Below are 15,425 nucleotides of genomic sequence, written 5' to 3'. Positions count from 1 at the left end.
GTTAATCTCCTAGAGTTATTTTTATTTTTTTGAGTTTTTTCAGTGACGTACCCACAGTTACCGATTGGTTGGTCACTGTACCAGATTCAGAGCCTTTATATTCTATCTCAATATCCAGCCACTTAGCAAAGGTCTCGACATTTTTTTTCGTCCAGCCATACATATCTGGCAAGGTATCAAAATCATTCGTCAATAAGAGGATCTGCTGGTTTGCTGCCAGAGGTGTTCCTTTGGTAACTGAGGCTTTCTTAACTTTGGTCCCTGTACCTAGGACAATTGGTTGAACTAAGTTTCTTCGCAATTCATCTGATAGATTGCCAGGCTTACTGCCTTTGAGCTTTGGAGCCTGGTAGCTTGTTTCTTTTTGGCCCTTATCAGCCACTGGGCGTTTGAGGGTGTCTTGCATCAAATAGGCTTCTTCTAAGACAGGATTAACCACATCTTGCCAGAACATCCCACTCCAGTGCTGTGGTTGTTGCATTGTCACATACATGATAAAATCTGGATTGGTTGAAGGCACCATGGCAACAACTGAAAAGATATAATTGGTCTGGCCACCCTCTAAATAACCACTCCCATCGTCAGCTGCAATTTGGGCCGTTCCTGATTTTACCGCGATAGGTAGATTACCAACCTTGATGATTGGTCCAGAACCTGGCGCATATAGGGTTCCGTATACAGGATCAGTTCCAACAGTTACCATATAGTCTCTGGTTTCACTGGCTGCTTTTTTCGATACTGGCTTGCCCACAACTTCTTTTGCCGCTGTGCGGTAAGAGGCGGTATTAGGGTCATAGATTTGACTGATAAATTGTGGCTCTAGCATGACACCATTGTTAGAGATGGCTGAAAAAGCTCGCAACATCTGGATCTGTGTCACACCAATCCCCTGACCAAAGGCACTCATCGCTCTGGTCACTACATTGTTTGACGGAAAAATACCGGCTTCTTCATCTCCTGTTCCAAAACGAGTTGGAAAGCCAAAGCGGAATTTAGTCAGGTAATCCAACCAAACTTTATCTCCCATTTTTTGTTCCAATTTGGTTAAGCCAACGTTACTAGAATAGGCAAATCCTTGGGCATAGGTCATATACTGCCCAGTCGAGACTCCTTCGTTGATAGCCCAGTCCTGAATAGTTGCATCGGCAATCGTAATCCCGTTAGCATTAGAGAACACTTCATTTGGTTTAAAGACACCCTTATCAATAGCAGAAGCTAAGGTCATAACCTTCATGGTGGAACCTGGCTCAAAGTTGGTTTGGTAAAGTGCGCTTTTCCAGTTGTAGTTCTTATTGTTAAGACCTTCTAGGGTGTCGGCATTATAGCTGGGCCGCTGGGAGGTGGCTAAAATTTCGCCTGTCTTAGCATTAACCAGGGTGGCGCTAGCCAAGACCCCTTTGGATTTATTCTGAAATACATCCATCTTGGTTTCCAAAAAGGTCTGAATGGGTTCAGAAATGGTCGTATAAATATCCTTGCCATCAATTGGTTTTTGAACAGTCTTGCCCGTCCCAAGGAGCGTATTTCCTTTTTTATCTTTTTCGTAGGTAATAATGCCATCTCGACCAGCCAAGAGTTTGTTAAGGGAAGATTCTAGACCTGTTTTTCCCACTAAACTTTTTGAGCCATCTTTATTTTCATGTAAAGAGGCTAGGCCGATAAATTCTGAAGCAAAGGTGCCATTAGGATACATACGACCAGGACTTGGGGTGAAGGCCACGCCTTTGATACTAGCTTTTTCCATTTCCGTTCGGATCTTAGTCATCTTGCTATAGGAAATATTAGAGCCAGACGTGCCAAAAGAAACCTGAAACAAGCCCTTTTGCTTGAGCTGCTTTAAGACCAATTGCTTTTTGATACCTAATTGGCTATTTAAAATCTGCGCAACCTCTTGGTATTGCGACGGTTGAACATATAATTTTTCACCTGTCGCTGAAACAAAGGATTTATTTAAAATGGCATAGATGCTATAGGTTGTAGAGTCTACAGCAATGGCTACACCGTTACGATCATAAATAGTCCCACGTTTGGCTTGGACATTAACGGTTTCTTGGTAGACATTGCGCGCGCCCTTGGACAAATTAACGCCAAATTTTCGGTCCGTCCCAATAATGATGACAAAATTAATAATGAAGACAAAAAAGATAAAAATGGTTAAAATCATCAAATTTTGTCCCACATGAATCCGATTTTTGACGGGTGATTTGCGATCACGAACGACGTAATCTAGGAAATAACCTTGCAATTTTCTCATCGATTACTCTACCTTTTTAATGTTATTAGTTTGATTACTCAATCCTGCCTTGCTGGCAATATCCACAATTCGATCCCGCCGTGTCAATTCATTAACCTCTTGCTTGGCGTTGTTGAGTTCTGTTTTTTTATCACTAATTTGACTATTGAGAGCTGTAATGTCTTGTTGCATTTGCAGTCTACGGCTTTGCAGATAAATAATACTTACTGCCATGGTAATGGAAGTGATAATAATAGCTGCATAAAAAGCCTTCTCAATCCGAGAGAAAGTTTTTATCCGCTTTTGTAAAACAGTTGAAACCGCTTGGGTCTTTTTTTCATTTATCATAGTCGTTAATTTCGTACTTTCTGTGCAACACGCAATTTAGCAGAGTGTGCACGGTTATTAGCTGCTAATTCTTCAGCGCTGGGTAAGATGGGCTTGCGCGTTACCACTTGGAATGTTGGTTTTAAGTCATCGGGGATAAAAGGCAGTCCCTTAGGGACATCTACATGACTTCTTTCTTTAAACAATTGCTTGGTTAAGCGATCCTCTAGGGAATGAAAAGTAATCACCGCAATGCGCCCATTGACAGCTAAGAGATCCATAGCCTGCTGAATAGAGTCCTGCGCTGCTCCTAATTCATCATTGACTTCAATACGAATGGCTTGAAAGATCTGCTTGGCTGGATGCCCCTTCTTCTTTAATTCTTTTGCTGGTTTGGCAGACTTAATTAATTCTGCCAATTCAGTCGTGGTTTCGATTGGTTTTTTGCTTCTTGCTTGCTCAATGTTACGCGCAATGGACTTGGAAAATTTATCTTCGCCATAACGGAAAAACAGGCGAACCAGCTCCTGATAGCTATAAGTATTGACAACCTGATAGGCCGTTAAGGGAGCCTCACGGTCCATCCGCATATCAAGCGGCGCATCTTGTTTATAGGAAAAGCCGCGGGCTCGCTCATCCAGCTGAGGACTAGAAACCCCTAAATCATAAAGAATTCCATCAATGGTGGTCACACCACGTTCTAATAATTGGGCTTTTAAGTCTCGAAAGTTAGCTTTAATAAAGGTTACTTGACCTTTAGCCACAAACTCAGCTAAGCGCACTTTGGCGTGATCAATGGCTTTTTGATCTTGATCAAAACAAAATAGGTGTCCTTTTTCGTTCAATTGGGACAACAAATAAGCCGAATGACCTGCTCCACCTAGCGTTGCATCAACGTAGATACCATCTGGCTTGATCTGGAGCATGTCAACAGTTTCCTGTAAAAGGACAGTTATATGATGAAAATCTTTAGTCATAGCTTTAATTCTACCACATTTTATAGTTTTAGAAAACCAAAAGTCAAGGCCGCACTGCTGGTCCTTGGGTCAAGCATGTCCGCACCCCATACAAAAAGGGCCAGGCAGCCAAGCTACCAAACCCATTACCAGAATTCTTTTGTGCTAATCGTTTCTGATCCCATCACAGTCTGTGATAAAGCACTAGGTTCAGTTAGTGAGCCTCTGAGTCTAGGCCTTGTGCTAGCTGCTTCCAAAACTTGTGATGCAAAAATAGTTGCACAGCAATTGCTATGCCCAACATCAAAAGGATCGTTAAGCTATTAATCAATAGGGTTTGCTGGGTGACTATAGAAAGCATAACCACGCCTCCTAATAAGCCTCCACCAATAAGGACAGCACCCAACATTATTCCCATAAATAGCCACTGATTGCCCTGCTGTGTGAACAATTCAGTGACATTTTGCCAATTGAGATTAAGGTTTTTGTAATCGCGTCGATAGAAGATTTGCCCCATCAAGGCACTGCTGAGCAGGTAAGCCAGCATAAAGCTTAGAAAAATAGGGGCATTAAAGTGAAATAGGCTTACCTCAAGGATCAGAAACAACAAGACAGGAACACCAATTTGTAAGAGGAGCAGGGAGAAGAATTTTCCCTGTAAAAATGACTTCATCGAGACAGGTAAACTCTTGATATAGTTGAAATTTTCTTTTTCCAGGGAAATACCTACCCCGACAAAGGTTGTTGGTAGCGTGGTTATTCCCCCTACGGTAATGCCAGCTAAGGCAGCTGCTCCAAAGTAATCAGCGGTTATAAAATGACCAATCGTTCTTGCATTCATAAAAAGCGGCATAAATAAGGAAGCTAGCATAAATAGAGGAAGCAAAAAAGTCTGACTCAATAAGGTTGGATCCTGCACAGTGGCAACGTGGTGCTTGAACCAAACCATTGCCAAATGGTCCTTGTTTTTAATCGTCTGCCAATTAGACTTACTTGGCTTTTTAGCTGATTGCTTTTGTTGGTAAAGGGCTTCGTTGTAATAATTTGGAATGACTTTCCAATAAAGGTAAGCTGCCAAAGCAAACGTCAAAGCAAGCGGTGCCCAAAAATGCAGTAAACTAGCCTGCGACAAGGGGGCTTGAACCACGTGGTAGAAGCCTGCAAAGTAAGGAACCAAAGGCTGATCACTCAACTGATCGCCCACTGCCATCCGCTGGGTGTTCACAATGTTTAGATAAAGGAGCAACCCAAAGGCACCTAAACTTGAAAAGAAAATCAAGGCAGTAGCAATGAGCTTACGATGCCGACTACGAACGATAATGTGCCCAACCAAAGCAGTCAAAATAAGTGATAAGACTAAGCTTGAACCTAAAATGATGGCAAACATCATCAGGGCTAAAAAGATAGCTAAAGGCCCCGCCAGCATTTGCCAGTAAGCAATGATAAAGAGGGGAAAGAGCGGCATCAAAAACAGTGTCCCCATCCCAAGCGAGGCAACGACCTTGGCCAGATAGATTTCGACCGGGCGAATCGGCAAAGGCACATAGCCTTTAATATCTCTACTGTCATAAAAAACTGAGTACATGGCTGTAAAGCAGCTAACCGTCGCCATGACAAAGAATAAGGCAAGGTAGAAGGAAAAATAGCCCGGATAATGCTTAAAATTAACACCCATAAACATATAGATGTAAACCAGCAAGAAAGAGAGGGAGAGGAAAGCTTGACCGCGCAGCATACTAGCATAAGCATGAAAATTTTCCTTGGGCTTTTTTTCCTGCTTGCGCCTAAGGCTATGGAGTGCTGATGGGTTGGAATAAAGAATATTGATCTTAATAAGTTCCCAAATAATGGACCAACGAATCATCCTACACCTCCTTTTGCTGTTGCCGCCCAGCCAAACTCAAGTAAATCTCCTCTAAGTCCTTGCCTGGATGCTCACGTTGTAGATCTTCCATGCTACCTAAAAAGATGACTTTGCCTTTTTTTAGAATAGCAAAGCGGTCACAAATTTGCTCTGCCACTGCTAGGACATGGGTGGATAGCAAGACGATTTTCCCCTGATCGGCGTGCTTGCGCATTAATTGCTTCAAGTCAAAGGCTGCTTGAGGATCTAAACCAGTCAATGGTTCATCAAGCACCCAGATGTCAGGATTGGATAAAAGGGCACCAATAACAATTGTTTTTTGTCGCATCCCATGTGAGAAACTCTCAATAGTCTGGTGCAGGTCATCTTGTATATCAAACAAGTGACTTAGGCTATCAATACGCTCACGAGCATGCTCACTATCAACTCTGTAAATCTTTGCAAGAAAGTGCCAATATTCCAAAGCTGTCAGGTTGAGGAAAAGGTCTGGTGAGTCAGGCACATAACCAATCTTTTGTTTGATTTGCTCACGATGCTCACTCAGCGCTTGGCCATCAACGATAACTTCACCATAACTCGCTGCAATTTGTGAGGTTAAAATACTAAGGCTAGTGGTTTTACCGGCACCATTATGCCCTAATAATCCAAAAATCTCCCCGTTTTGAATTCTTAAATTGAGATCACTTAAAGCCTCTTTGTCACCATAGAGTTTTGAAACATGTTGAAAGTCAATCATAGCTACTCCTTTTTTCCTGAAGACACGTAAAGCATGCGTTGTATTTCTTTTCTAATACAATCTTTTTTATTCATCTTAATAGATTCTCTTCATCTTGTCAAGCCTGGTTCAAGCTCTCCTCGTCCGGTTGAAAACCAGTTCAAAAAAGAAGAGCCAAAGCCCTTCTTTTGATCTTTATAATGATTTGAAAAGAGCAAGGGCATTGGCGGTGGTAAAGCCGTACTCTTCAAAAATGCGGTTGCCTGGTGCTGAAGCTCCCCAAGTATCAATGGTTAGGGTCTTACCAGCAAGGCCGACGTATTTGGCCCAACCAAAGCTTGAGCCTGCTTCGATGGCTAGACGTTTGGTCACTGCTGCTGGTAAAATGCTTTCTTTATAGGCTGCTGATTGCTCATCAAAGATATTTTGGGACGGCATCGAAACGACCCGCACATGGATGCCTTCTACTTCAAGCGCTGCTTGGGTATCAAGGGCCAATTTCACTTCGGATCCTGTCGCAATCAAGATACCATCAAGCTCGCCTTTAGCTTCTGATAAGACATAAGCTCCTTTGTTCAGACCAGCTTCAGCCAATTCCTTAGTGCCTTCAAGCACAGGTAAGTTTTGCCGGGTCAAGACCAACATGGTAGGCCGGTCTGTTTCAGCCAAGGCGCGCTTCCAGGCGGCATTGGTTTCATTGCCATCTGCTGGGCGAATCACATTTAGATTTGGCATCGAACGCACCGAAGCTAATTGCTCAATAGGCTCATGAGTAGGGCCATCTTCACCAACTGCAATAGAATCATGGGTCATGACATAAACCGTTGGGAGTTTTTGCAGCGCAGCCATCCGCACCGCAGGAAGCAGATAGTTAGAAAAGACAAAGAATGTTCCGCCGTAAACTCTGGTTCCGCCGTGGAGGGCAATCCCATTCATCGCAGCTGCCATGGCAAATTCGCGTACCCCAAACCAGATATTGCGGCCTACATAGTGGCCAGGTTGGAAGTCCGTTTCTGCTTTGACCATAGTGTTGTTAGAAGCTGATAGGTCAGCTGAACCACCCCAAAAGCTGGCCACTTGCTCAGAAATCTGCTGGATGGCTTCTTGACTGGTCACCCGGCTAGCCTTGGATGTGCCCAGCTCATGCGCAGCTAATTCTACCGACAAGGCCTCATTGGCAAAAGCAGCTTGGTAAGCTTGGGCCAATTCTGGGTAGGCTGCTTGGTACTTGTTAAAGAGAGCATTCCACTCAGCCTCGGCTTTGGCACCGCGTGCTTGCAGGCCTTGGGCAAAACGCTCTTTGACAGCTTCAGGGACAACGAAATCATCGTAGGTCCATTGGTAGGATTGCTTTGCAAAGGCGATGCCTTCTGGTCCTAGTGGTGCGCCATGGACAGCAGATGTTCCTTGTTTTTGCGCTCCAAAGCCGATAATTGTCTTGACTTCGATGATACTTGGTTTAGTGCTCTCAGCCTTGGCTGCTTCGATGGCTTGGGCAATGGCTTTTAGGTCATTTCCATCTTCTACCAGGATGTGTTGCCAGCCATAAGCTTCAAAGCGACCTTTCACATCTTCTGTAAAGGCCATGGATGTTGGCCCATCTAAGGAAATGTCATTTGAATCGTAAAGCAAGATCAGTTTCCCCAATTTCAAATGGCCAGCTAAGCTAGCGGCTTCTTGGCTAACGCCCTCCATCAAGTCGCCGTCACCATTAAGAGCAAAGGTATAGTGGTTGACAATCTCATAGCCAGGTTTGTTATATTTGGCAGCCAGATGAGCTTCAGCCATGGCCATTCCCACAGCATTTGCGATCCCTTGACCTAAAGGTCCTGTGGTTGCCTCAACACCATCGGTATGGTTGACCTCTGGGTGGCCAGGTGTTTTAGAACCCCATTGGCGAAACTGCTTTAAGTCTTCTATTGTGACATCATATCCTGCTAAATGCAAAAGGCTATATAACATGGCACTACCGTGGCCAGCTGATAAGACAAATCGGTCACGATTGGTCCAATTCCGGCTTGTTTTAGGATTACAATTCATGAAATGATTCCATAGCACATAAGCCATCGGCGCGGATCCCATCGGAAGGCCAGGATGCCCTGAATTAGCCGCCTGAATGGCATCCATAGAAAGCGTGCGGACAGTAGTTACTGCCAACTGATCGACTGCATCAAATGTCATAAGTAAAACCTTTCTGTTATTCCCTATTAAAAATACAACGTTTTTACGTTTTCTATTGTATCATAAAAAGCCCCTTAGTCTTTCATAAAATCATGAATTCACCAAAAATTCATCCTTGTGAGACACTTATCTGACAGCTATGTAATCACTTACATCAATTGGCTTTTTTGATGTGTCGTGGTGTTTTAAGCTTTTTTGCTAAATCGTTAAGCACTTCACGATCTTCTTCATATCCTCTTACGAGTGCCCAAGTCCTATTTTAATGTTTTAAAGGCTGCCCAGTCTTTCATGAATTGCTCAAGACCACTAGTGGTCAAGGGATGGGCGACCATTTTACTAAATACCGCATCAGGAATAGTGGCAATATCTGAACCTAGCCGAGCAACAGCTTCGACCTGAGCAGCATTACGAATACTTGCCGAAATGATCTCGCTCTTAAAGCCATAATGATCAATAATCTGACGTAAATCAGCAATTAGCTGATAAGGATCAGAGCCAATGTCTTCTAGGCGACCAATAAACGGACTGATGTAAGTAGCACCAGCCTTCATCGCCATGAGACCTTGAGAAGCAGTAAAAATAAGCGTGACATTCGTCTTGATACCTTCTTTGGCTAATTGGTGCGTCGCCTTTAAGCCCGCTTTAGTCATGGGAATTTTGACAACTACCTGGTCATGCCACTGCGCAATGTTTCTCGCTTGCTCAACCATCTCATCAGTGGTCAGACCGGTTACTTCCGCACTGACGGGACCATCAACTATCTGACAGATCTCTTTGATCTGGGTCTCAAAATCGCACCCCTCACGAGAAATAATAGTCGGGTTGGTTGTCACCCCATCAACTAGACCAAGTTCCGTAATCGCTTTGATGGCTTCAACATTTGCAGTATCTAAGAAAAATTTCATCTTTACCCTCCTTTGAAACTATGTTTTAGAAAATACCAGCTAAAAGAAAGCCCTTTTCTCTACAGGTATTGCTCCCAAAGTATACCAAGGAAATGCAGGCATCAAAAGTCCAAGTCTTACACACTTTTCTGTGCAAAGTTAGACTTGTTTTTAGCTAACTTCAACCTAGCACTGACTAGGACGTTAAAAAAGCAGGCTTAGGGTTTGGCCTGCTGCTATGCTTACGAGTTACTATCTGGCTGGGCAAATAATTGAGTTGCTTTAATGGCTTGTTTCCAACCTTGATAGAGTTTTTCTCTGCGATCTAGCGGCATCTGAGCTCTAAAAAGCCGACCAGTCGCATTTAATTCTTTGAGCGCAGCCAAATCCGGCCAATAACCAACTGCAAGGCCAGCTAAAAAGGCTGCTCCCAGGGCAGTAGTCTCCAAATTTCTCGCCCTAGCAATATCAATGCCTAGGATGTCTGCTTGAAATTGCATGAGGTAGTTATTCATCGCTGCTCCGCCATCTACCCGTAGCTGGGGAATGGTCATGCCAGAATCTACCGTCATGGTATCAAGCACATCGCGGACTTGATAAGCAATGGCTTGGAGGGTCGCCTTAACAAAGTCGGCTTTGGTGCTTCCTCTGGTTAAGCCAAAGACAGCACCACGCGCATCAGAATCCCAGTAGGGCGCCCCAAGGCCCGTAAAGGCAGGCACCACGTAAATATCATCTGAGCTGGTGGCTGAGTAAGCGAGAGTCTCAGAGTCACTGGCTGTATCCACCATCCTAAGCCCATCGCGCAGCCATTGCACCGCACTACCAGCAATAAAAATCGAACCTTCTAAAGCATAGTGGATCTGCCCATTAATACCGTAGCCAATCGTTGTCAGCAAGTTATTGGAAGATAACTGCATGGTCTGGCCAGTATTCATAATGATAAAGGAGCCCGTTCCATAGGTGTTTTTAATCATGCCCGGCTCAAAAGCCAGCTGGCCAAAAAGCGCTGCTTGTTGATCACCTGCCATCCCAGCAATGGGAACCTCGCCACCATAAAAATGAAAGGGAGCTGTCTTGCCATAGATCTCTGAATTGGAGAGGACTTGTGGCAACATGATCTTGGGAATATTTAATAAAGCTAAAATCTCATCATCCCAGTCTAAGTCCTTGATGTTAAACAACATAGTCCTAGCGGCATTGGTATAATCGGTGACATGGACAGCACCGTCTGTCAACTTCCAGACCAACCAGGTATCAATGGTGCCAAAGAGCAAATCCCCACGTTCTGCGCGCGCCTGCGCGCCTGGTACCTGATCAAGAATCCAGCGAACCTTGGTCGCTGAAAAGTAGGCATCAATGACCAGGCCAGTTTTACGATGAATCATCGCTGTGTGTCCGGCTTCTTTGAGCTGATTGGCAATCTCTGCGGTTTGCCGCGACTGCCACACTATAGCATTATAAATAGGCTTCCCCGTTGTTTTATCCCAGACCACGGTGGTTTCTCGCTGATTGGTAATACCGATGGCCTCGATTTGTCCAGGTTTAATGCTTGATTCAATAAACACATCTGCAATGACCGATTGGACAGAATTCCAAATCTGATGCGGGTCATGTTCAACCCAGCCAGCATGTGGGAACAGTTGGGGGAATTCCTTTTGGCTACTGCTAATTTTCTCACCTTGATGGTTAAAAATAATTGCTCTAGAACTTGTCGTTCCTTGGTCAATCGCCATGATGTAGGTCTCTTGTACCATTTTACTCCTCCTAAAAAATGGGGTTTGGGGTTGTCTGTTTCTACTATTATACCCAAATTCAGATCAAAAGCCTGCCAGAAAACCTGACTTTACCCCAAAAAACATTCTTTTAGACCAGTTGGACCACAGCTACTGATGTGCTCAGTCAGCTATTCACTTACTCCCTACAGATAAGAGAAAGCCACCTCTAGCTCAAACAGTGCTTGGTGGATTGCTTAAGCTTTTCAACGACAACAAAAAAGAAAGCCAAAGCTGGCTTAATGCCTACTTGACTTTCTTAGCTTGGCTGGCTTTGTGCTCGTAACCTGTAAGCTGTAGCTGGGCCAAGCAGGACTTACTGCCAAACAAGGCCACGGTCCCATGGCCAAGCCTAGTTCCTGCTTCTTTGCATTAGGAATTGGGATCATCCAAGCTACGGCCATGTAGCCCTTTTTCCCTTTGCACTTGGCGGAGCTTTTCTGGGGTAACGTCATTGCCTGCTTCATCTACTAATTTGATGCCTTCAACGTGATGGCGTACGGAGCGACGAAAACCTTCTATGTATTCTTCACGCAGCTTGGCTTGTTCCACTTTTTCTGGACCAGTGAGGCCGACGGTTTTTTTCTTTTTAGCAAGTTCGTTAATACGTTCGATTTTTTTAGGATCCATTTATTCTTACCGATCTGGGCTTAAGGCTGTTTTTCCTCGGCTTAACAAGGTTTAGCAAGCACTAAGTGTGACCTTTGGCCCTTTTTCCTTTCTCCTGTATTGCAGTGATGGGTAGGCTTGCAGCGTCTTTTCAAGCCTAGCCGCCAAGTTGACAATGCTTATTTTGAATTTAAGAGATTGAAAGCTGCAACCTTTTTTGCTTTTGCCACTAGGCTAGCAAGCAGAGCCAGACGATTGTTTTTGACTTGCTCATCATCGGCCATTACCATCGTCTGGTCAAAGAAAGCATCAATCACCGAACTTAGGGCAAATAATTGGGTCACATTTGCTGCCATGTCATCGCGCAAATCAAGAGCAGCGACAGCTTGATACAAGTCGGCTTCAGCGGCATTTTCAAAGAGGTCTGGTTGCACACTGATAGCTGCGTCAGCTTTTTGTGCCAAGTTAAAGACTCTAGATAGGCTCTCGATGGCTCCTTTGTAGTCAGCTTCTTTACTCTTTTGGGCAAGGGCTGCGCTGGCTGCTAGCATGAGACGGACCACATAGGTGTCAGAGGCAAGAACAGCTGTGCGAATGTCTTTAGCAATGGTTGGGGCCATCATCTTTTCAATCCGTCCAGCAATAAAATCCATGACTTCTGCCTGATGCGCATAGGTTAGACTGTCAAAAGACAGGCTATAGAGATGGGCAATTAGCTCATCCAAGGCAATATCCCAGCCAAAGGCTTCCAGAATGCGGACAATCCCCTGGGTAGCTCGGCGTAGCGCATAGGGGTCATTAGAGCCACTTGGAATCAAGTCAACACTAAAGAAGGCTAGCAACGTATCGAGTTTATCAGCTAGGGCCAGCACTGCACCGACCTTTGTCTCTGGCAGAGCACCTTCTGCTGAGCTTGGTAGATAGTGCTCGCGGATAGCGATGGCTACTGCTGGGTCTTCACCAGCCAGTAAGGCGTATTTTTCACCCATAACGCCTTGCAATTCGTCAAATTCATCAACCATGCCCGTCAAGAGGTCAAATTTGTAAATCTCAGCTGCACGCAAAAGCGCAGTCTGCTCAGTTTTTGACAAGTCAGCTTGTTGAGCTAAGTATTGGGCAATCAGCTTGGTCCGCTCCATATGCTCAGCCAAAGACCCGATCTTTTCATGGAAGGTCACCTGGTTTAATTTGGCAACTAAATCAGCAATCTGGAGTTTTTGGTCTTCTTGCCAAAAGAATTCGCCGTCTTCAAGCCGGGCAACCAAGACCTTTTCATTTCCCTTAATCACATTTTCAATGTGCTCAGCATTCCCATTGCGCACTGAAACAAAGTTAGGCAGGAGTTTGCCAGCCTGGTTGCGCACAACAAAGTAACGCTGGTGATTTTTCATAGACGTTACCAGCACTTCCTCAGGCACATCCAGGTATTTAGGATCAAAGCTGCCCAAAAAAGCAGTTGGATACTCCACTAAATTAAGTACTTCGTTTAGTAAATCAGGATCAATCTCCACCTTAATCTGATGTTGTGCTTCAATCGTCTTGATTTGATCCAAAATCATTTGCTGGCGTTCCTTAGCATCAGCAATGACAAATTGCTGGCGCAGGTCATCTTGGTAGGAATTGGCTGAAGCAATCGGCGTCTCTGTCCCTAAGAAACGATGGCCGCGACTAATGCGATCAGACTGAATAGCCAAAAAAGACATAGGCAAAACTTGCTCATCAAGTAAGACCGTCAAGGTATGGACCGGACGAATGTATTCAAAATGGTGATTAGCCCAATGCATCGTCACAGGGAAGGTTAGGCTTGCAAGCACTTCTGGGATGGCTGCAAGCACCTCAACCACTGACTTGCCTGGTTCATGTTTGGTGACATAGGCATAGGATTCGCCTTTGACTTCACGAAACTCAATATCAGCCACAGTCAAGCCCTTGCCCCGGACAAAGCCCTGCGCTGCCTTGGAAAAATTCCCTTGGGCATCCAGTGCGATCTTTTTGGCTGGGCCTTTAAAATCCTCCGTCAAATCAGTCTGCTGCTCGGCTAAGCCTTTGACACGAACGGCCAAACGACGCGGCGTTGAGAAGGTTTCAATGGATTGATAAGCGAGGCGATTATCTTGCAAGAATTGGCCCATTTTTTGGCCTAGTTGGTGTTCACTTGGAGTCACCACATAAGCCGGTAATTCTTCTAAGCCGAGTTCTACTAATAAATCTTTTGTCATCTGTTACTCCTTACTGGTAAAAATTTGCAAAAGGATATGCGCTTAAAATGCTCCTTAGGCACATTCCATTAGCTCTGCTTGAGCTTTCGTAAGCCTGACAAGGCAAGAATCAAGTGGCAGAAGACTGCTCGTCAGGTTGCTGTGCCCTTGTTAAGAGCTCCTTAGAACTTAAGCTTCGTCTTTGGCTAGGAGTTTAGCCCGACTCGCTTCATCTAATAGAGGAAAGCCTAACTTTTTACGTTCGGCCACAAATGTTTTAGCGACCACCCGCGCCAGGTTTCTGATTCTAGCAATATAGCCCGCACGTTCCGTCACTGACACTGCACCTTTGGCATCTAACAGGTTAAAGGTATGGGAACATTTGAGCACATAATCGTAAGCAGGATGCACCAGACCTTCAGCCAGTGCCTGGTTGGCTTCTTTTTCATATTTTTCAAAATTATCAAGCAGCATCTCCTGATTGGCAACCTCAAATGAATATTTTGAGTGCTCGTATTCTGGTTGCTTAAAGATTTCACCATATTTGATCCCTGGTGCCCACTCAATGTCGTAAACCGAGTCCACTTCTTGAATATAGGAAGCTAGGCGCTCTAAGCCATAGGTTACCTCAGCTGTCACAGGTGAGGTAGCAAGGCCACCTACTTGTTGAAAGTAGGTAAATTGGGTAATTTCCATCCCATCCAGCCAGACTTCCCAACCAAGACCAGCAGAACCTGTTGAAGGATTTTCCCAGTTATCTTCCACAAAACGAATGTCGTGCTCTAGGGGATTGATGCCAAGCAGTTCTAAGGATTTTAAATAGAGCTCTTGGATATTATCAGGTGATGGTTTCATCACAACCTGAAATTGGTGATGCTGGTAGAGACGGTTAGGGTTTTCCCCATAGCGGCCGTCAGCTGGTCGGCGGGATGGTTCGACATAGGCTGCATTCCAAGGCTCAGGACCAATAGCCCGTAAAAAGGTATAGGGTGACATGGTGCCAGCTCCTTTTTCATTATCATAGGCCTGCATCAACATACAGCCCTGATCATTCCAATAGGTTTGCAAGGTTAAGATGATTTCTTGAAAGGTCAATGGTTGTGTCATGTTCTTTCTCCTTAAATGTGTTTAGCTGATCTTACCAAGACTAGCCTGGTCTTTGCGCTAGCAATTGGGCTTTGCAGATTGGCTAACAAAGTGGCATCTCTTTTTAACAAGGCGCCTGACTTTTAAGTTTATGCGGTTGAAAATAGCTAGCGCGTTACTGATTTGCACTTGGTTCAACACCTAGTCAACATAAGAAAAGAACCGCCTGTCCGCCTCCCATGTCTTATGACATAGGGGCGTCAAAACGCGGTTCCACCCTATTTTATTACTTCGTTTAAGCTTATCTTAGCTAAAGGCTGCCTAGGCAGTCTGATAAGAAAGCGCCACTGGGTTTTACCATCACCATCCGGCTCCCACTCTCCCGGATTCGCTTGGCATGAGAATAAAACTGTTTCTTTCTTGGACTTGATTGTAACACATTCTTGTGTCTTTGTCCAATCGCTTTTCTGGCTTCCTGCAGGATTTCATGCTGGCTTTGCTGCTGAGCATAGACAAGAGGTCTCTTAGCTGGAAGCAATGCTTTTTTGCATGCACGTAGCAGTCAGTCTGGCAAGAGTTACCGCCACTGCTGCGAGG

General features: G+C 44.7%; 11 protein-coding genes. All 11 read right to left on the bottom strand.

Going from position 1 to position 15,425, the window contains the following annotated elements; genetic code table 11:
• Nucleotide 1: 1 nt before the first annotated feature.
• The 11 genes from pbp2x to glyQ all read right to left on the bottom strand — a co-directional run bounded on the left by pbp2x (nt 2) and on the right by glyQ (nt 14,849).
• The gene (gene pbp2x / locus GWD08_RS02905) at nt 2–2,254 is read right to left on the bottom strand and encodes a penicillin-binding protein PBP2X (protein WP_159542850.1); all 2,253 of its coding nucleotides are present in this window, start codon (nt 2,252–2,254) and stop codon (nt 2–4) included.
• Between the two features lie 3 nt (nt 2,255–2,257).
• Nucleotides 2,258–2,581 carry a cell division protein FtsL gene (gene ftsL / locus GWD08_RS02900; RefSeq protein WP_159542853.1) on the bottom strand — a complete coding sequence of 108 codons (324 nt, stop codon included), beginning with the start codon at nt 2,579–2,581 and terminating at the stop codon, nt 2,258–2,260.
• A gap of 5 nt (nt 2,582–2,586) precedes the next feature.
• Nucleotides 2,587–3,537 (bottom strand): 16S rRNA (cytosine(1402)-N(4))-methyltransferase RsmH, encoded by a 951-nt coding sequence (gene rsmH, locus GWD08_RS02895; protein ID WP_159564128.1) that lies wholly within the window; start codon nt 3,535–3,537, stop codon nt 2,587–2,589.
• A 193-nt stretch (nt 3,538–3,730) separates the two neighbouring features.
• Nucleotides 3,731–5,380, bottom strand: a complete 1,650-nt coding sequence (locus tag GWD08_RS02890; RefSeq protein ID WP_159564127.1) for an ABC transporter permease — start codon at nt 5,378–5,380, stop codon at nt 3,731–3,733.
• A 1-nt stretch (nt 5,381) separates the two neighbouring features.
• Nucleotides 5,382–6,116 carry an ABC transporter ATP-binding protein gene (locus GWD08_RS02885; RefSeq protein WP_159564126.1) on the bottom strand — a complete coding sequence of 245 codons (735 nt, stop codon included), beginning with the start codon at nt 6,114–6,116 and terminating at the stop codon, nt 5,382–5,384.
• Between the two features lie 174 nt (nt 6,117–6,290).
• A complete protein-coding gene (tkt, locus tag GWD08_RS02880) occupies nt 6,291–8,276 on the bottom strand; it encodes a transketolase (protein WP_159564125.1) in 1,986 nt (661 codons plus the stop codon).
• 254 nt (nt 8,277–8,530) lie between these two features.
• Entirely contained in the window at nt 8,531–9,181 is a 651-nt protein-coding gene (fsa, locus tag GWD08_RS02875; protein ID WP_159564124.1) for a fructose-6-phosphate aldolase, read from the bottom strand.
• Between the two features lie 221 nt (nt 9,182–9,402).
• The gene (glpK, locus tag GWD08_RS02870) at nt 9,403–10,917 is read right to left on the bottom strand and encodes a glycerol kinase GlpK (protein ID WP_159564123.1); all 1,515 of its coding nucleotides are present in this window, start codon (nt 10,915–10,917) and stop codon (nt 9,403–9,405) included.
• A gap of 390 nt (nt 10,918–11,307) precedes the next feature.
• Entirely contained in the window at nt 11,308–11,565 is a 258-nt protein-coding gene (locus tag GWD08_RS02865) for a DUF896 family protein (protein ID WP_159542874.1), read from the bottom strand.
• Between the two features lie 158 nt (nt 11,566–11,723).
• Nucleotides 11,724–13,763: a glycine--tRNA ligase subunit beta gene (gene glyS / locus GWD08_RS02860; RefSeq protein WP_159564122.1), complete on the bottom strand. Its 2,040-nt coding sequence runs from the start codon at nt 13,761–13,763 to the stop codon at nt 11,724–11,726.
• A 168-nt stretch (nt 13,764–13,931) separates the two neighbouring features.
• A complete protein-coding gene (glyQ, locus tag GWD08_RS02855) occupies nt 13,932–14,849 on the bottom strand; it encodes a glycine--tRNA ligase subunit alpha (RefSeq protein WP_159564121.1) in 918 nt (305 codons plus the stop codon).
• Nucleotides 14,850–15,425: the final 576 nt, after the last annotated feature.

Source organism: Streptococcus halichoeri (assembly GCF_009870755.1).
GTDB lineage: Bacteria > Bacillota > Bacilli > Lactobacillales > Streptococcaceae > Streptococcus > Streptococcus halichoeri.
The sequence above is the reverse complement of the archived record's forward strand: the minus strand, read 5'-3'. Positions and strand labels throughout refer to the sequence as shown.

Bases quoted from the DNA above. Each gene is read 5' to 3' on its own strand.
- rsmH (WP_159564128.1), bottom strand. From the start codon at position 3,537: ATGACTAAAGATTTTCATCATATAACTGTCCTTTTACAGGAAACTGTT.
- GWD08_RS02885 (WP_159564126.1), bottom strand. From the start codon at position 6,116: ATGATTGACTTTCAACATGTTTCAAAACTCTATGGTGACAAAGAGGCT.
- pbp2x (WP_159542850.1), bottom strand. From the start codon at position 2,254: ATGAGAAAATTGCAAGGTTATTTCCTAGATTACGTCGTTCGTGATCGC.
- ftsL (WP_159542853.1), bottom strand. From the start codon at position 2,581: ATGATAAATGAAAAAAAGACCCAAGCGGTTTCAACTGTTTTACAAAAG.
- tkt (WP_159564125.1), bottom strand. From the start codon at position 8,276: ATGACATTTGATGCAGTCGATCAGTTGGCAGTAACTACTGTCCGCACG.
- glpK (WP_159564123.1), bottom strand. From the start codon at position 10,917: ATGGTACAAGAGACCTACATCATGGCGATTGACCAAGGAACGACAAGT.
- glyQ (WP_159564121.1), bottom strand. From the start codon at position 14,849: ATGACACAACCATTGACCTTTCAAGAAATCATCTTAACCTTGCAAACC.
- glyS (WP_159564122.1), bottom strand. From the start codon at position 13,763: ATGACAAAAGATTTATTAGTAGAACTCGGCTTAGAAGAATTACCGGCT.
- GWD08_RS02890 (WP_159564127.1), bottom strand. From the start codon at position 5,380: ATGATTCGTTGGTCCATTATTTGGGAACTTATTAAGATCAATATTCTT.
- GWD08_RS02865 (WP_159542874.1), bottom strand. From the start codon at position 11,565: ATGGATCCTAAAAAAATCGAACGTATTAACGAACTTGCTAAAAAGAAA.
- fsa (WP_159564124.1), bottom strand. From the start codon at position 9,181: ATGAAATTTTTCTTAGATACTGCAAATGTTGAAGCCATCAAAGCGATT.